The organism is Saccharopolyspora rhizosphaerae, from assembly GCF_003931915.1.
In the GTDB taxonomy this organism is placed as follows: Bacteria; Actinomycetota; Actinomycetes; order Mycobacteriales; family Pseudonocardiaceae; genus Saccharopolyspora; species Saccharopolyspora rhizosphaerae.
The window spans coordinates 688613-704903 of sequence record NZ_RSAA01000035.1 but is presented as its reverse complement, the minus strand read 5'-3'; the positions used below and the strand labels follow the sequence as shown (position 1 = coordinate 704903).

General features: G+C 70.1%; 19 protein-coding genes. 9 read left to right on the top strand and 10 right to left on the bottom strand.

Annotated features, from left to right (window positions below):
* Positions 1-95: 95 nt before the first annotated feature.
* The 5 genes from EIL87_RS26340 to EIL87_RS26320 all read right to left on the bottom strand — a co-directional run bounded on the left by EIL87_RS26340 (position 96) and on the right by EIL87_RS26320 (position 6158).
* On the bottom strand, positions 96-2465 hold the full coding sequence (locus EIL87_RS26340) for an LCP family protein (protein ID WP_233576603.1): 2370 nt from the start codon (positions 2463-2465) through the stop codon (positions 96-98).
* Positions 2466-2718: 253 nt separating this feature from the next.
* A complete protein-coding gene (locus EIL87_RS26335) occupies positions 2719-3573 on the bottom strand; it encodes a GGDEF domain-containing protein (protein WP_233576602.1) in 855 nt (284 codons plus the stop codon).
* A 273-nt stretch (positions 3574-3846) separates the two neighbouring features.
* Positions 3847-4242 carry a hypothetical protein gene (locus EIL87_RS26330; RefSeq protein WP_199740614.1) on the bottom strand — a complete coding sequence of 132 codons (396 nt, stop codon included), beginning with the start codon at positions 4240-4242 and terminating at the stop codon, positions 3847-3849.
* 9 nt (positions 4243-4251) lie between these two features.
* Positions 4252-5406, bottom strand: coding sequence for a tRNA dihydrouridine synthase DusB (dusB, locus tag EIL87_RS26325; RefSeq protein ID WP_125093240.1), 1155 nt, complete (start codon positions 5404-5406; stop codon positions 4252-4254).
* A gap of 125 nt (positions 5407-5531) precedes the next feature.
* Positions 5532-6158 carry a superoxide dismutase family protein gene (locus EIL87_RS26320; protein WP_125093239.1) on the bottom strand — a complete coding sequence of 209 codons (627 nt, stop codon included), beginning with the start codon at positions 6156-6158 and terminating at the stop codon, positions 5532-5534.
* Between the two features lie 429 nt (positions 6159-6587).
* On the opposite strand from EIL87_RS26320, the gene EIL87_RS26315 reads away from it, so the two are divergent.
* On the top strand, positions 6588-6887 hold the full coding sequence (locus EIL87_RS26315) for a hypothetical protein (RefSeq protein WP_125093238.1): 300 nt from the start codon (positions 6588-6590) through the stop codon (positions 6885-6887).
* On the opposite strand, the gene EIL87_RS26310 is transcribed toward EIL87_RS26315, so the two are convergent.
* Both EIL87_RS26310 and EIL87_RS26305 read right to left on the bottom strand, forming a co-directional pair.
* The gene (locus tag EIL87_RS26310; RefSeq protein WP_125093237.1) at positions 6871-7371 is read right to left on the bottom strand and encodes an SRPBCC family protein; all 501 of its coding nucleotides are present in this window, start codon (positions 7369-7371) and stop codon (positions 6871-6873) included. The genes EIL87_RS26315 and EIL87_RS26310 overlap by 17 nt on opposite strands.
* Before the next feature lie 31 nt (positions 7372-7402).
* Positions 7403-7774 (bottom strand): ArsC/Spx/MgsR family protein, encoded by a 372-nt coding sequence (locus EIL87_RS26305; protein WP_125093369.1) that lies wholly within the window; start codon positions 7772-7774, stop codon positions 7403-7405.
* A 100-nt stretch (positions 7775-7874) separates the two neighbouring features.
* Between EIL87_RS26305 and folP the strand changes: the two genes are divergently transcribed.
* From folP to EIL87_RS26290, 3 genes are all read left to right on the top strand, one after another.
* Positions 7875-8741 (top strand): dihydropteroate synthase, encoded by an 867-nt coding sequence (folP, locus tag EIL87_RS26300; protein ID WP_125093236.1) that lies wholly within the window; start codon positions 7875-7877, stop codon positions 8739-8741.
* Positions 8741-9484 carry a pyrimidine reductase family protein gene (locus EIL87_RS26295; RefSeq protein WP_125093235.1) on the top strand — a complete coding sequence of 248 codons (744 nt, stop codon included), beginning with the start codon at positions 8741-8743 and terminating at the stop codon, positions 9482-9484. The genes folP and EIL87_RS26295 overlap by 1 nt, the downstream gene beginning before the upstream one ends.
* A gap of 67 nt (positions 9485-9551) precedes the next feature.
* Positions 9552-10166 carry a TMEM175 family protein gene (locus EIL87_RS26290; protein ID WP_233576600.1) on the top strand — a complete coding sequence of 205 codons (615 nt, stop codon included), beginning with the start codon at positions 9552-9554 and terminating at the stop codon, positions 10164-10166.
* 95 nt (positions 10167-10261) lie between these two features.
* On the opposite strand, the gene EIL87_RS26285 is transcribed toward EIL87_RS26290, so the two are convergent.
* A complete protein-coding gene (locus EIL87_RS26285) occupies positions 10262-10585 on the bottom strand; it encodes a hypothetical protein (RefSeq protein ID WP_125093234.1) in 324 nt (107 codons plus the stop codon).
* A gap of 171 nt (positions 10586-10756) precedes the next feature.
* Here EIL87_RS26285 and EIL87_RS26280 point away from each other — a divergent pair, with 171 nt between their 5' ends.
* The 3 genes from EIL87_RS26280 to EIL87_RS26270 all read left to right on the top strand — a co-directional run bounded on the left by EIL87_RS26280 (position 10757) and on the right by EIL87_RS26270 (position 12881).
* Positions 10757-11311, top strand: a complete 555-nt coding sequence (locus EIL87_RS26280; RefSeq protein WP_125093233.1) for a GrpB family protein — start codon at positions 10757-10759, stop codon at positions 11309-11311.
* An 86-nt stretch (positions 11312-11397) separates the two neighbouring features.
* Positions 11398-11955, top strand: a complete 558-nt coding sequence (locus EIL87_RS26275; protein WP_125093232.1) for a GNAT family N-acetyltransferase — start codon at positions 11398-11400, stop codon at positions 11953-11955.
* Positions 11956-12146: 191 nt separating this feature from the next.
* A complete protein-coding gene (locus EIL87_RS26270; protein ID WP_125093231.1) occupies positions 12147-12881 on the top strand; it encodes a dihydrofolate reductase family protein in 735 nt (244 codons plus the stop codon).
* Positions 12882-12965: 84 nt separating this feature from the next.
* On the opposite strand, the gene EIL87_RS26265 is transcribed toward EIL87_RS26270, so the two are convergent.
* On the bottom strand, positions 12966-13499 hold the full coding sequence (locus tag EIL87_RS26265) for an AAA family ATPase (protein ID WP_125093230.1): 534 nt from the start codon (positions 13497-13499) through the stop codon (positions 12966-12968).
* 343 nt (positions 13500-13842) lie between these two features.
* Here EIL87_RS26265 and EIL87_RS26260 point away from each other — a divergent pair, with 343 nt between their 5' ends.
* On the top strand, positions 13843-14352 hold the full coding sequence (locus EIL87_RS26260) for a GNAT family N-acetyltransferase (protein ID WP_125093229.1): 510 nt from the start codon (positions 13843-13845) through the stop codon (positions 14350-14352).
* A 148-nt stretch (positions 14353-14500) separates the two neighbouring features.
* Positions 14501-14953 (top strand): hypothetical protein, encoded by a 453-nt coding sequence (locus EIL87_RS26255; protein ID WP_125093228.1) that lies wholly within the window; start codon positions 14501-14503, stop codon positions 14951-14953.
* A gap of 685 nt (positions 14954-15638) precedes the next feature.
* Here the strand turns inward: EIL87_RS26255 and EIL87_RS26250 are convergent.
* On the bottom strand, positions 15639-16205 hold the full coding sequence (locus EIL87_RS26250; protein WP_158628701.1) for a TetR/AcrR family transcriptional regulator: 567 nt from the start codon (positions 16203-16205) through the stop codon (positions 15639-15641).
* Positions 16206-16291: the final 86 nt, after the last annotated feature.

The following is a 16291-nucleotide window of genomic DNA, read 5'->3' as shown; positions in this document are numbered from 1 at the left end:
AGCGTACTTCGCCGCGGAATCGGACAGAATGACCTGTGGTGAACCGGCGGTGAACTCGACGTGATCGGCAGGTCCGAACCGGACGTACCCGCAGGTCAGCCGCAGGTGTCGGTGCCGGCGTTCACGGTTCGCAGGTCGTCCGGCAGGGAGGGGGCGGCGGGCTGCTGGTGCAGCACCCGGCCCGCTCCGGACGCACCGCCGGAACCGCCCGAACCACCGGTCGGCGTGGACTGCGCGACCTGCCGCGGAGCGCTGCCGGTCGACACCGGAGCACCGTCGATCATCGACTGGAACAGCGACTTCGCGGCGTCCTCGCGAAGGACCTCCTTGCCCTCCTCGTTGGCGTAGCCGGTGGTCGGGACCGTCACGAAGGTGACCTTGTTCGGGTCCAGGCCCTGCAGTTGCTGGCCGAGGCCCATCAGCCGGTCGGCGCTGACGTTGTCGCCGAAGGTGTTGGCGCTGACGGCCTTGACGAAGTCGCTGAGCTTGCGCGGGTCCAGCAGCACCTGGCTGGACATGGTCTTGCGCAGCAGCGACGACAGGAACATCTGCTGGCGCTGCATCCGGCCGTAGTCCGAGGTCGGGTCGCCCTCGACGTGACGGGCCCGGACGTAGGTCAGGGCCTGGTCGCCGGTGAGGGTGTGCCGTCCGGCTTCGGGGATCACGGTGCCCAGCGTGGAGTCCACGACCGGCTTCGGGGTGCAGATCTCGACGCCGTGCACCGCGTCGACCATGGACTTGAAGCCGTTGAAGTCGATGCCGAGGAAGCTGTCCATCCGCAGGCCGGAGACCTGCTGGATGACCTTGGTGGTGCAGAGCGGGCCGCCGACGGCGTAGGCCTCGTTGAGCCGCGCGCCTTCCTTCGGCGGGACGACCTCGTTGCTGTACTGGCCGGTCTTGGGGTCCCAGCGCTCGCAGGCGGGCATGTTCACCTGCAGGTCGCGCGGGAAGGACACCAGCTCCACGCGGCTCCGGTCGGCCGGGATGTGGGCGATCATCGTGGTGTCCGAGCGCGCGCCCGGCTCGTCGGCCTCGGACCCGACGCCGTCGGCGGCGCTGGCGCCCGCGCGGGTGTCCGAGCCGATCATCAGGAAGTTCTGGTCGCCAGCCTGGTTGGCGACGTCCTTGATGTCGCGGGAGTTCGGGTCCAGCGCCAGCACCGACGGCGGTCCGAACAGCGTGGTGGCGCCCCAGGCGAAGCCCAGCGACAGGAACACCGTCAGCGACGCGGCGACCGCCACGGCCATCACGATCAGGTTCGTGCGGCGCTTGCGCTGCTTCTTCTTCCACTCCACGCGCGACGCGCCGCCGCGGTCCTCGTGGAAGTCGAACGGCATGTCGCTGCCGAGCTCCGGTTCCTTCTTGTGGCCGGGAAGCCACGCGTAGCGCTTGCGGCGCTTGGCCTCCTCGGCGGCGATCTCGTCGTGCACCGCGGAGAACCGGGCCAGCGTCAGGTCGATCTGCTCGATGTCGTTCTTGCGCTCGCCGGAGTCGTCGAACTCCTCGTCGCCGAGCTCGCTGTACTCCTCCAGCTCGCCGTACTCATCGAGCTCGGCGTACTCGTCGAGCTCGGAGTAGCCGTCGGCCGGCGCCACGATCGCGGTTTCCTCGGCGCGCTCGACCGGCGGCGCTGAGGGCTTCGCGGCCTGCTGGCCCTGCTGCTGGGGGCCGCCCAGCTGCTGGGGACCGCCCTGGTGTTGCGGGTGGGGCTGCTGCTGCGAGCCGGGCTGCGGTTGCTGGGGCTGCTGGGGCTGCTGAGGAGCAGCCGGGACGCGCGGGTGCTGGGTGGTGGCGTCCATGTCAGCCGGCGGGCGCGCGGGGCCCGGACGCGGGTTGCGCCCGGACGGCGGCGAGACGCGCTGCGGAGCATCGGCGCTCAACGCCTGGCTGATGCGGGTGGCCTCCTCGCCGGGTGGCTCGGGGTTGCGCCGCGTGGGGCGCGCGGCGGCGCCACCGGCGAACGCGGCGGCGGCGCCCGGAGCGGAAGGCGGAGGCGGAGTCGGCCGCTGGTTGCGGCCGGAAGGCGGTGACACCGGGCCGGCGGGCGGCTGCTGCACCGGGCGGGGGCCGGTGCTCGGCGGCGTCCAGCCGGCCGGGGGAGCCGGGTTGATCGGCGGAGCCGGCGGGTTGGGCATCGGCCGGCTCGGAGGGGCTTGCCGGGCGCGGCGGCCCGAGGGCTCGGGTGAGGTCCAGGCCTGCGGCGGGTCCGGTGCTGTCCGGCGGGGTCCGGTCTGGGGGGACTGCGGTGCCGAGGGTGCTTCCGGTTCGGCCGCGCGGCGGTGACCGGAGGTGCCGGGGCTCTTGCCGTGCTTGGACAGCAGGTCGATGACGCGAGTGCCACCGGTGCCGTCCTCGGACAGCGCGCGTCGGCGCCGTCCACCACTCGCCTGACCGGTGGCATCGGCGGTCTCGTCGGGGCGGGTACGCCGGTGCCCGAAGTCGCCATGCCGGGGGTCTTGCGGCACGCGTGTTCCCTCCCAACCTGCCTCAGTCATCGTCTGCGAACCGTGCTGACGCGCTCGATACTCCCCGACATGTATCGCGTGGCGCCTTGGAGATAGTACGGCGGATCGCCCGAACTGACGATAGCGCCGACAATTTCTTCACAATCAGTGCACGATCCTACCGCCTGGCTGGTCTGTTGCGACTAGCCGTGCTAATCCAGATGACCGGTATGCTCGAAATCTGGTTGCACCGTGTGTTTTCGCGTGATCGCCATCAGTAACCGGCGACGCGGCTCCCCGCTTCGACGACGCGTTCCGCGGCGGCCCCGGCCAACCGGACTTCGGTGCCCTTCCGGTAGGCGACGGCGTTCCGGCCGGCCCGCTTCGCCGCGTACAGCAGCGCGTCGGACGCGATGAGCTGCTGCTCGCCCGAGACGGGTGCACCGGTGCCCTGTTCGTGCGCGACGCCGATGCTGATCGTCACACCGAGCCCGGGTGCCATGGTCCCCCACTCGAAGTGCTCGACCCGCTGCCGGGCCGCCTCGCACACCTGGGCCGCCGAGTTGGGCAGGATGTGCGGCAGCACCAGCACGAACTCCTCGCCGCCGTAGCGGGCGCAGAACGCCCCGTCCGGCAGCGCCTCCTGCAGCAGGTCGACGACGCGTTGCAGCACCCGGTCCCCGAAGAGGTGGCCGTAGGTGTCGTTGACGAGCTTGAACCAGTCCAGGTCGATCAGCGCCACGGCCAGGCCCTCCCCGGTCATGGCGTTCTCGGCTACCAGGTCCGCAAGCCGTTCGTCGAGGTACCGACGGTTGTAGCTGGCGGTGAGGCTGTCCCGCAGGCTGTCCTCGCGAGCTTTGGCGTGCTCCTTGCGCAGCAGTTCGACCTCGCTGCGCAACTGCTCGGGGACCGCGGGCTTGTCCGACGACATCATGTCCAGCGCGGAGCGGAGGTGGTGGTAGGCCTGGCGCCACTGCCCGCGCGAGGCCAGCAACCGCGCGATGGATTCGTGCAGTTCCGCCATGCCCGTGCCGTTGGCGAGCTCCTCACGGCTGCGGGGTGTCGGCGGCTGCGGCACGTCCCCACCACCGGAGTGCGGGTCCTGCCCGGCAAATCCGTTGCGGATCATGTCGACCACCTCCCGTCCGCGCGCTGTCGTCGGTTGTGACGGAACGATCATGCCGTTTCGACTCGCCCCGTACCTCGATTCGCGCGATCGGGTTACATCTCGGTGATGGGGAGACCGAGCCTTCGGCTCCTAGGTGTGTACCGGGCGAGGGGGCGGATGTGGAAGCGAATCGGTTCGGACCCACCCGCACGGACGAGCAGACCAGTTCTCGTTCCACATCGCCGACCCCGCACGTGGGCTGGGTGATCTTCCCCGCACGACGCGGGTTTTCGGTTATTGAGGACAGGGTGCGAAGCCGAACGTGCGCCCGTCGAGCACTACGAGGTGTTGTGACCCGATTTGATGACCGGTGGCGCTGCCGTTCGCCCGGGTGGTGACCTCGACACCGACAGCCCAGATCTCGCCGCGCGGAACCACGCCGCCGGCGGCGAACCCGGGGTCCGGGCGCAGCGTGCTCCAGGCAGGATCGAGGTGGACGGTGAGATCGCCGAGTTCGCACGTGCTGTCGGCGAAATCGGGGTGCTGCGTGCGGCGGAAGAACTCCTCCTGCGCTCGCGGCCCCGCCGCCGCTGCGGCGTTGTTGTCCGCGAAGTACTGGCGGAGGTCCGGTTGCGGCGGTGCCGAGGCGCACCCGCTCAAGCACAGCGCGGCCACGAGCACCCAGACCACGCGCACGGATCAGCCGCCGCTGGAGTCGATCTCCGCGCCGGTGGGCACGGTCGCGTCGTCCGGGTCGTCCAGCCACCCCTCCGGCAGCACGACCTTTCCCGCCGAGCCCTGCCGCCCGCGGGGTCCTTCGGCGTCGGCCGGGAAGGGCACGTCCGGGTCGAGCTGGGCCAGCAGGTCGTCGAGCTCGGCGAGGCTGGAGACGAGCCCGAAGCCCTGCCGCAGGTCCGACCCCACCGGGAAGCCCCGCAGGTACTGCGACATGTGCTTGCGCAGGTCCCGGAGGCCCTTCTCCTCGCCCATGTGGTCGGCGAGCAGTTCGGCGTGCCGCCGCAGGACGCGCGCGACCTCACCCAGGTGGGGGCCGTCGGGGACGGGCTCACCGCTGAAGGCGGCCTGCAGGTCGCGGAACAGCCACGGGCGCCCGAGGCAACCGCGGCCGACGACCACGCCGTCGCACCCGGTCTCGGCCACCATCCGCAGCGCGTCGTCGGCGCTGAAGATGTCACCGTTGCCCAGCACCGGGATCGAGGTGACGTGCTCCTTGAGCGTGCGGATCGCCGACCAGTCGGCGGTGCCGGAGTAGCGCTGCGAGGCGGTCCTGCCGTGCAGCGCGACCGCCTTGGCGCCCTCCTCCTCGGCGATGCGCCCGGCGTCGAGGTAGGTGATGTGCTCGTCGTCGATGCCGATCCGGAACTTCACGGTCACCGGGACGCCCGCGGGCTCGGCGGCGGTGACCGCGGCGCGGACGATCTCGCGGAACAGCTGCCGCTTGTACGGCAGCGCCGAGCCGCCGCCCTTGCGGGTGACCTTGGGCACCGGGCAGCCGAAGTTCATGTCGACGTGGTCGGCGAGGTCCTCGTCGACGATCATGCGCACAGCCTGGCCCATGGTCACCGGGTCGACGCCGTAGAGCTGCATCGAGCGCGGGCGCTCGTCGTCGTCGAAGGTGATCATCTCCAGGGTCTTCGGGTGCCGCTCGACCAGCGCGCGGCTGGTGATCATCTCGCACACGTACAACCCGGCCCCGTACTCCCGGCACAGCCGCCGGAACGCGACGTTGGTGATCCCGGCCATCGGGGCGAGCACCACCGGCGGGTCGACCTCGTAGGGGCCGATCCGCAGCGTCGTGGTGCCCGTCGCGGCGGGCAGGTCCAGAGCGGTCATCGCTGCCATTGTCCCTGACGGCGAACCGCGATCACCCGTGACCTGCGTCGCGGGCCGCTCCCGGCCTCCCGGGACGCGACGAGGGCGCCCGCCTGGTCGGCGAGCGCCCTCGGGGTCCGCGCGGCTCAGAAGTCCGCGGAGATGCAGGCCAGGCGCCCGCCCGCGGAGCCGGCCTTGCCGGGCTCGGAGTGCGTGTGGGTCTCGTGGATGACCACCGACTGGGCGTCGTCGCGGGTGGCCAACGACCAGTTGCCCTCGGCGGTGGCGGTGCCGTTGCCCTGGGCGTCGGTGTGGAAGTCCAGCCACACCTCGTTCTGCGGGTTGGCGTAGGCCGGGTCGACCGACGGCTTCACCGGGTCGGCCTTCTCCTGGAAGTGCGAGCCCGCGTCCTCACCGGTGGCACCGCAGGGCTTGACGTGCACGTGCCCACCGTAGGGGCGGTTCGGCTGCAGGCCCTTGACCTCGACGGTCACCTTGGACTTGCCGTCGGCGTTGGTGGAGGACACGGTGATGTGCCCGCCCACCGGCACCTGGTCCGGCTTGTAGGTGACCGCCTTGGCGGTCGGCGAGAAGTTCTCGAACGCACCCGAGGTCTGCTTGCCCGCAGCGGACTGCCCCTGAGCGGGAGCCTGCGGAGCGGGCTGGTTCTGCGCCTGCTCGCCCGAGTCCCCCCCGCCGCAACCGGCGAGCAGTGCGCCGGCCGTGCACAGGCCCGCGATCGAACCGAACAGTCGCGTCCGCTGCTGAAGCATGAGTACCTGTCCTTAGTGGTTGCCGAGGTGTCGGCTGCCGTTGCTGCCCGCACGAGGTGTTGTGGCGCGGTCAGGTCTGCGCCTGTCCAGCCGTTGCGCGGGCATTCCCTTCCCTGGGTGGTTGATCCTAAGTGCCCCAGGTCGCGTTCCGGCATCGTCGCGGCCACGCGGACGTTCCCCATCCGGATCACGAGGACGATCTTCGCTGATCAGCACGATCAAGCAGGTCTCGAGGGCGATCCTCGTCACGTGATCGCAATCGTTACGGGAGAGAGTCCTCAGTGGACTTCGCGTGCACCCTGCGCGCACGCGCGAGTGCGGGCCGGAGGTCCGCTCGCACCGCACCGAGGACGTTGCGGTGGTGGGCAACCCGCTTTAAGGTGTTACTCGAAGTAACAGGTTCGCTCGGTGTCCCCGGAGGAGGTCGCGGTGCCGGTTCCTGGAGTGCTTTCGAAGCTGGTCGACACGACGGTCGCGCAGACCGCGCAGTTCTACGAGCAGGTCCGCGAGGACGCTGGGGAGCACGTCGCGCGCTTCTCCGGCCGCGCCGCCGGGTGGGCGGACCAGGCAGGTGCGGCGACGGCCGAGTTCACAGAGGACACCGCGGCCAAGGCCGCGGAGGCGAGCCGGTCCGCTGCCGAGAAGCTCGCCACCGCCACCAGCGGCCTCGCCGAGGACGTCGGCGAACGCATCATCCAGCTCGGCGAGAAGCTCAGCCGCCGAGGCTGATCCGCGGGTACCCGCGCTTCACGGTCCGCTCCAGGACGCCGAGCGTCGCCCGCAACGCCTTCTGGTCGATCACCGGGAAGATCGGCAGCCAGTCCGGGTGCACGTCGCTCCAGTCGCAGTAGGACGTGACCTTGGTGGCCGGTCCGCCGTCCGCGTTCTCGAGCGGTTCGAGCAGGTAGCCGAACACGTGCCCGAGCGGCGGTGTGATCGTGCCGTGGATCGTCCACTCGATCTCGGTCGGCTCGGCGACCTTCGTGAAGACGACCTCGACGTCGTAGTGGCCCAGCGGAACATCGCCGAGCGCCTCGCGGTCCATGTGCACCACGAAGCTCTCCTCAACTGCGCTCACCGGGGCACCCTCGGCGGACTGCAGCATGCCGGAGGAGTCGATCGCCACGTGCCCCTCCGGGTCGCGCAGGACCTCGAAGATCGCCGCCGGGGTGGCGGCCATCGTCCGGGTCGCCTCGATGCGCGCGTCGCTCATGCCCACGAGCTTGCGGTGGAAGCCCCTGCCGTCACGCGTTCTTCTCGGCGTCGAGGACGCGGCTGACCGACTCCGGGTCACGGCCGACGACGGTCGTGCTGTCGGAGGCGGTGATGATCGGTCGCTGGACAAGCTTCGGGTTCTCGCTCATCAGGCGCAGCCAGTCCTGCCGGTGCTCGGCGTCCCTGGGCAGCTCGCGGAGCCCGACCTCCTTCGCCATGGCCTCGCCGGTCCGCGCGACGTCCCACGGCTCCAGGCCCAGGCGCTCCAGCACGGATTCCAGCTCCGCGACCGACGGAGGCTCCTCCAGGTACCGCCGCACGGTGTACTGGGCTCCGGCTGCGTCGAGCTCGCTCACAGCGGACCGGCACTTGGAACACGCGGGGTTGACCCAGATCTCCATCACGAGGACACCGTACTGCCGGCCCGCGAGCAGCGGGACCGAGCCAACCGGTTCGGTAGGCTCGGGCAGGAGTGACGGATCGCCGCAGCTAGGAGTGTGGATGCCTGAGCTGGCCTTCCGGGGCCGAAAGGTGACCAGCGATCGAGCCTTCATCATGGCGATCGTCAACCGCACGCCGGACTCGTTCTACGACCACGGTGCGACGTTCGACGAGGACCGGGCGAAGGCGGCGATCTCCGCAGCCGTCGCCGAAGGCGCCGACGTCCTCGACATCGGAGGGATCCCGGCGAGCCCCGGGCCCGAGGTGACCGTCGAGGAGGAGCTGCGCCGCGTCCTGCCCACCTTGGAGTGGACCCGTGAGCAGTTCCCCGACCTGGTCATCAGCATCGACACCTACCGGCACGAGGTCGCCGACGTCGTGTGCCAGGCGGGTGCCGACCTGCTCAACGACACGTGGCAGGGCCACGACCCGGAGGTGCTGGAGGTCGCCGCGAAGTACGGCGCCGGGTACGTCTGCTCGCACACCGGCGGGCTGGAACCGCGGACCGACCCCACCCGGCCCCAGTACGACGACGTTGTCGCCGACGTGGTCGAGGAGACCACGGCGCTGGCCGAGCGGGCCGTCGCCCTCGGAGTCCCGCGCGAAGGCGTGCTGATCGACCCGACGATCGACTTCGGCAAGAACACCTACCAGTCGCTGGAGGTCCTCGGCCGCCTGTCGGAGCTGGTCGACACCGGTTGGCCGGTGCTCATGGCGATGAGCAACAAGAACGTCGTGGGCGAAACCCTCGACGTGGAGCTGGACGACCGCGTGACGGGCACGCTCGCGGCCACCGCGCTGGCGGCTCAAGCCGGCGCGGTGATGTTCCGGGCGCACCAGGTCCGCGAAACCCGGCACACCCTCGAGATGGTCGCCAGCATCGGTGGCCTCCGGAAGCCGTCGCGCGTGGTGAGGTACCTGGACTGATGCTCAAGCTGTGGCCGCCCGACGAGGCGGGGGACGTCGACCGCGCGGAACTCGAACGCCTCTACGGCTACCCCGACGGTCCGCCCCAGTGGCTGGCGATGAACTTCGTGAGCAGCGTGGACGGCGCGGTGGAGCTCGGCGGGCGCTCCCGCGGCCTGTCCAACGCCGCCGACCGAGAGGTCTACCCGCTGGGCAGCCGGCTCGCTGACGTCCTGCTGGTCGGGGCGAACACGGCGGTCGTCGAGGAGTTCCGCGGTGTCGACCCCGATGCGGAGCACGCCGCGCTCCGCGAGCGGCACGGCCTGGCCCCGGTCCCCCGGATCGCCGTCGTCACCACCGGGCGGACGTTGCCTCCGGACGCGCCGGTGCTCACCGACGTCCACGTGCCGACGGTCGTGATCACCTGCGCTGCGGCCCCTGCGAGCCTGCGGGAGCAGTGGGCGGCCGCCGGTGCCGAGGTTCTGGTCGCCGGGGACGAGGAGGTCGACTTCCGCGCGGCGACAGGGGCTTTGGCGCAGCGGGGACTCCGGCGGATCCACTGCGACGGCGGACCGCGCTTGTTCGGCTCGTTGCTCGAAGCAGGTCTCGTCGACGAGCTGCGCCTGACGCTCTCGCCGATGCTGGTCTCCGGCGCGGCGGACCGGATCGCGAAGGGCGCCGGCATCGAACCCGCGCGGCTCCAGCTCGCTTCGGTGCTGGCCCAGGACGACACGCTGATGATCCGGTACCTGGTCCAGCGCTGATCTGCCCTCGGCCCGGCGGTTCCAAGGTCATCGTGCCCGAGGGCCGGTTTTGAGCCAGTCTCGGGGTGTGGTGGCCGGGGACGACGACGTGGGGCAGGACGGGCGGGTGCTCGCCCTGTCCGACGGTGTTTTCGCGATCGCGGCCACCCTGCTCGCGCTCGACATCCGCGTGCCGGAAGGGCTGAGCACCGGCGGTCTGCACGACGCGCTGCTCGAGCTGACGCCCGACATCGTCGGCTACGCGATCGCGTTCCTGGTGATCGGCGTGCTGTGGATGGGCCACCGCGAGCTGTTCACCGACGTCTACCGCGCCGAGCCTCCGGTCGCCGCGGTGAACGTGGTGCTGCTGGGCTTCGTCGCGCTGCTGCCGTTCCCCTCGTCGCTGCTGGCCAACTACGGGGACGAGCCGGTCGCGGTGCTCGGCTACGCCGCGAACGTCGCGATGATCGCGGCGCTCCAGCTGGTCATCGTCGGCGTCGCCCGCCGAACCGGGAGCTTCCGGCCGGGCAGGGCCGCCTTCCCGGCGTACGCGCCCTCGGCGGTCACGATCGTCGTCTTCGCCCTGTCCGCTCCGGTGGCGCTGTTCGCTCCCACGTGGACGCCCCTGTGCTGGCTCCTGCTGATCCCCGCCCACGCCACCGTCAACCGCATCGAGAAGCGCACGGCCGGCGCAGGGCGATGAGCCGCGCTCGCCTGTCCGGTCCGTCCGCGTGAAGGCCGTTGCCGGAGCCGCCCACCCGTCAGGCCACGGTGGACCGTCGGCGCACGTGGGGGGGCTCACCGCGGGTCCCCCTGGCGGGGGCTGACGGCCGCGGCGGGCACCAGCTGGGTCACGACGACGGCGGGCTTGCCGGTCCGGTTGGTCATCTCGAACGTCGCGAGTGCCCACCAGTCGCCCACGGACGTCTGGTGCCAGGCGACGAGGACGCCCGGCACGGTCGCGGCGATGTCGATGCCGCCGGCTCGCACGCGCAGCGGCGTGCGGCCGTAGCCGATGCCGCGCTGCGGCGGCAGCGCTCGTGCCAGGTGGACCCAGATGGGGAGCGGGGTGTGCGGTCGTCGCCGCGTGCCCTGCCAACCATCGCCACCGTCGTTCGCCACCTGGTGCCCGCTCTGACGTGAAGTGTGGTCGGGTCGGCCAGAGGGGGTGCAGCGACCGACCCGTGCTCGACCTCCCGGATCTTCCCCATCCTCCGGCCCAGCACCCGAAGGTTAGAACACCCGTGCGAATGATCGCCAGTTCGGGCCGCTCACCGCTGTCAGACTGGCGGCGTGTCAGCGGACGACGCCGCCAGGCCGCCTGCGTGGGCCGTCGAGGACGTCCACCTCGCCGACCCCGACCCCGCCTGGCCGGGATGGGCGGATGCCTTCGCCGCGGAGGCGCGGGCTCTGCTCGGGGCCTCGCTGACGGAGCCGGTCCTCCACATCGGCTCCACCGCGGTCCCCGGCCTCCTCGCCAAGCCCATCGTCGACCTGCAGGCCCGCGCTGAGGACCCGGACTCGGCGATCGCGGCTGCGCAGGCGGCGATGGCCGCCGCGTCCTGGTTCGTCGTGCCTCGAGAACTCGACCTGCGTGCGTGGCGCCGGTTCGTCGTCCGCGCCGATCCGACCGGTCGACATCGCCTGGCCCACCTGCACCTCATGAAGCCGGACGAACCGCGGTGGGACCAGCAGCTCGCCTTCCGCGATCGGCTCCGCGCATCGCCCGCCCTGGCCGACGAGTACGCCCGGCTTGAAGTCGCGGCGGCCGCACGGCACCCGCACGAACGTGAGGCGTACACCGCTGAGAAGTCGGCGTTCGTCCGGCGCGTGCTCACCAGCGGTTGATCACCGCAGGTCGCCGCTGGCTCCTCGAACCGCGCTCGGCCGGAATTCGAGTGCTCGGGACGGCGAAGGGGAATAGCGTGTGCGGGGTGCAGGAACCGGAAGAGATGCGCACCCGTCGACTGGTCCTCCGCGCCTTGCGGCGCTCCGATGTGGACGCGTTCGTCGCCCTGTCCACCGCTGCGGAGACCCATCCGTTCGACCCGCACGTCCGGAAGACCCCTGACCAGGCCCTCGTGGCGTTCGACAGGTTCATGACGAGCTGGGAACCGGACGGCATCGGGTACTGGTTGGTCAGGCTCCACGGCGCGGAGGGCGTGATCGGCTTCGGCGGTCTGCGGCCGTGGGTGGAGGACGGCGAGCCGGTGCTGAACCTCGCGTACCGCTTCTGGCCGCAGGCGTGGGGCCAGGGCTACGCGCGGGAGATGGCCCAGGCCGCGCTGGACTGGGCTCGTCGTCACCGCCCCGACAAGCCCGTGCTGATCGTGACGGACGAGGACAACGGGCCGGCGTGCGGCTGGCCGAGAGGCTCGGGTTCGACCGCCACGTGGAACGGGTCAGCGGTGGCCGCCCCGAAGTGGTCTACCGACTACCGGCCGCGGTTGACGCTGGGAACCGAGTCCGGCACCGAGGGTGACCACGCCTGAGGTGACGAATCTCCCCAGCTCAGAGGTGAATCGAGAAATCTCGGCAGGACGGGCATGGTTCTGCCCGAACCCGGGTAGAGGTAGTGCATGACGGCACTCCTCGATCTTGCAACGCGTGCTCGGTGGACCGTTGAGGTGTTCGCCTGCACGCCCGGAACTGGACATTCGACGGCCTCGGAACGGGCGTTCTGATGAGACAGCTCTGGCCGGACGCCGCGACCCTCGACGACCGGCAGTTGGAGGACCTCTACACCTACCCCGCTGACGAGCGGTGGCTCGTCGTCAACTTCGTCTCGAGCGCTGATGGAGCCGTCGAGTTGGACGGCACCGCGCGCGGGCTTTCCACGCCCGCCGACCAGGAGGTGCTCAAGCTCGGCAGCGACCTCGCGGACGTGATGCTGGTCGGCGCCACGACAGCGATGGCCGAAGGCTTCCGCGGCAAGCACCCGGACACCGCCACCCGGGAGCGGCGTCTCCGGCACGGCCTGTCCGAAGTGCCCCCGACGGCAGTGGTCACGTCCGGCGATTCGCTCCCAGCCGACGCACCGGTCATCACCGAAGCCGAAACACCCACCATCGTGATCACCTGCGCCACGGCCCCAGGGGAGAAGCTCAACGCCTGGCGGGAGGCCGGAGCGGACCTGCTGATCACCGGAATGGGGAGCGTGAACCTCGCCACGGCCACCAAGTCGCTCGCCGAACGAGGTCTGCGTCACGTGGACTGCGAGGGTGGGCCCCACCTGTTCGGCGGGCTGTTGGCCGCGGGCCTCGTCGACGAGCTCAGGCTGACCGTGTCCCCGATGCTCGTGAGCGGTTCCCACTCGCGGATCGCCACGGGCGAGCTCTTCGACACCCTCGAACTGGAACTCGCGTCGGTCGTCTCGGAAGAAGGGGCGATGATGATGCGCTACCTCGTGCAGAGCTGACCGAGGTCCTCGCACGACCGGACCGAGGAGGGCCGCCGCTGCCGCACAGCGGCGGCCGCTCTCGCGACCACCGAACCCGTTGCGCTACAGCGGTTCCCAGCACCGCACGACCTCCGCGATACGCGCTGCGACCTCGGCGGGCGTCAGAAGCGTGGTGTCGACGACCTCAGCCTCCCGGTGGAGCCAGGCGCGCGCCGCGTCGGCGTAGGGCTCGAGGTGGCGCGGCCGGAACGAGGAGGGCCCCAGGGCGGTGTCTCCCTCGATGCGCCCGCGGAGCGTGTCGAGGTCGGCGTGCAGCACGAAGTGCCGTACGGGAATGCCGTGGTGGGCGAGCCCCGAGGAGACCTCGCGCCAGTACTCCTCGACCAGCACGGTCATCGGCATCACGAGGGCGCCACCGGTGTGATCGAGGACGTGGCGCGCGGTTTCGACGACCAGCGGCCGCCACGGCGGCCAGTCCTGGAAGTTCCCCGTCCAGGGCAGGCCGGGCGTGATGTCCATGAGCGTCTCGCCCACCTTCTCGGCGTCCAGCACGCGAGCATTCGCGAGCAGCTCCTGAAGCAGCGCGCCGGTCGTCGTCTTGCCCACGCCATGGGCACCGTTGAGCCACACGATCACGAACCCGACGCTAGCGCCGGCCCGGCTGACCAGCAGCGCACGTGCTGGGTGCCGCGCGTCGGGGGCAGACCGGACGCCCGTCAACGGCGCGACGCCGCAGGTCGACTCACCGCGAGGTTTCGGCTGCACGGGAGGCGGCCGGGAGGAGACAAGTCCGTTCGAGGAGCCCCTGTGCTTGGGGGTGGAGGCTTCAGGATGGAGAAGCGCAGGCCCTGCAGGACGACGTTGATCGGGATGCGTCCGGACTGATCTAGTCGTCGGAGCGGCCCGCAGTGGTGAGGTCCGCCCGCACGTAGCGCTCAACTCCGCCGCTCTACCCCTCCGACGGCCGCAGGGAGACTCCGTGACGTACTGCCACAGGCTCGCCACCCGCGACGATCTGCAGGCGATCGTCGACATCGACAACTCCGCGATCCCGAGCAGGTCCGCTACGTGCGACCTGGAGCCGGTGACCGTCGATTCCAGGATCGCGTGGTTCGAAGCGGCTGATCCGGGGAGCCGTCCCACCTGGGTCGGTCACGAACCCGGCCGTCCGCACACCGTCACGGGCTACCTGTCCTTCGAGCCCTTCCTCAACGGACGTCGCGGCTACGACGTGACCGCGGACCTCGCGCTCTACCTCCATCCTGACCACCGCGGCCGCGGGCAACGTGCTCACCTCCTTCGCGAGGCGATCTCCCACGCCCCGAAGCTGGGGCTGCGAACTCTGGCCACCACGATCTTCGCCAGCAACGAGCGCAGCATCCGGCTGTTCCGCTCCCACGGGTTCGAAGAGTGGGGACGACTCCCGGCCGTGGCCGACCTGGACGGTCTCGGCCAGGACGTCGTCTTCGTCGGCCGCTCGGTGAACTGAGCTCGACCATGCGACGTGGTCAGTGCGGGAGGCGAGGTGCTCAGCCCGCTGCGGAGGCCGAAGAAGAACCCGGGCTTGAGCTTGGGAGTGGCCGGTTCGCACCGCAGGCCTGCCGATCATTCACCCGTTCGGACTAGAGTCCGGCGCCATGACTCGAATCAGCGTGGATGTGGTCGACGAGATTTCCGACCAGCAGATCAACCACCTGCGTGAGGTGCTGGAGCGCCAGCTGCGGCAGATGGGGCTGCGTGGGCAGGTCACCACCCCGCCACGGTTCCTGCTGCAGCAGCATTCCGAGCCCGGCAACCTGACCGTGGCCGTGCACGCCGAGTTCGACCCGATCGACCGCGATGAACCGTGCCGGTTCATCGACGAGCGTCGCGACGCGTGGGTGTTCACCCCGGCTGAGCTGCTGGACATGATGGCTAACCCCAAGCGGGTCTTTCCTCAGGTGTGCGGGCGCTGCACCAGTCGGCCTGGCGCGAGCATCGTGCGGCGGGTACTGCGCGCCTACAAGCTCGGCCAGTGGCCGGACGAAGAGCAGCGCCGGGAAGTGGTCAAGGAACTGCGGGACCAGTTCCGCGACAAGGGCTACTACTAGTCCTGCTGTCCGGGTCGGTGGTAGGCGAGTGTGCACAGGTGAGCATGCTCGACGTGCCATGCCATGCGAGGGCGCCGTAGAGGCGACGCTTGTGACCGCAGGTGGTCAGTTACAGCTCGGCGAGCTCTGCACCAGTCCTCGCGGGCACGCCTTGGGTGAGCACTGCAAGGCCGTTGGCGTGAAGGTAGGCGCGAACAGTGCCTCTGAGTTGCTGGAGACGATCCCTACCGGTGTTCCGCGGCGTGATCAAGTGGCAACCGGAGCTCGGCGATGAAGAACCCCAGGCCTGTGACCTGGGGTTGTGGTGGGGCGCCAGGGGATCGAACCCTGAACCCGCGGATTCTGAGGCGACGTGTCTTGTTATCTCCTGATGTTGGCGAAAGCCTTGCAGTATCAAGGTTTTCGAGTTCGACCTATGACCGATCAGGACGGTCGGTGCCGGTCATTTCCGGTTGTTCTGGAAGGGAAAAGCACGGTGCACGATGCCGTCTATCGCAGGTTGACGGCCTTCGCGGGACCAGTTGAGTGACCATCGAGCCGGGATCGCCCGAGCGGTTCCTCGGTTCGAACGTGGCAAGTGCCCACCAGTCTCCGACGTAGGCCTGGTGCCAAGCAAGCAGGATGCCGGGGCTGGTGGCTGAGATGTCGCGACACGCCTGGCCCTCGACTGAACCCTGGCGTCTTCTCAGGTCGCGTTCAGCTTCGCTTCGGCTGCACGGCGCAGGCGATCGGCAGTGATCTCGCAGAGTTGTTCCGTGGTGGCCTCGTCGAGGCTGTGGGTGATCGCGCCTTCGAGGGTGAAGGTCGCGGCAGCGAATTCCGCGGTGCGGTGCTCGGCGGCTAGGGGGGCGGCGAGTTGTCGCTCGAAGAGGTTCTCGAAGCTCTGATGGAAGCCGGTATGCCACTTGCGGACGGTCTCCGAGACGGTGACGCGGCTATGGACCGTGGCGACCAGGTGCTTGACTGGCCGGAGCCTCTCGATCAACCAGAGGAACTGCTCGGCGAGTGGCCGGTCTGCTAGCGAGGCGTGCTCATGCAACAGCGCTTGGAAATACCGGTCGGCGACGGCTACGAGCAGTTCGTCCTTGTCGCGGAAGTACCAGTAGAGCGTGTTCGGGGCGACACCGGCGTGTTGGGCGAGTCGACTCATTGAGGTGGCCTCGTAGCCGTCGAGCACGAGCAGTTTCGCTGCAGCGGCCAGCAGCTCGTCGCGTCTCTGCTCCTTGGGGACCGGGCGGCGGTTGCGAGCCATACCGGCATCTTGGCAGGTATTCAAGAACACGCCAACATGGCTTCTCCGCTTCGCGGCAGGGCGGGAGGGGCCCGCCGGTTCCACGT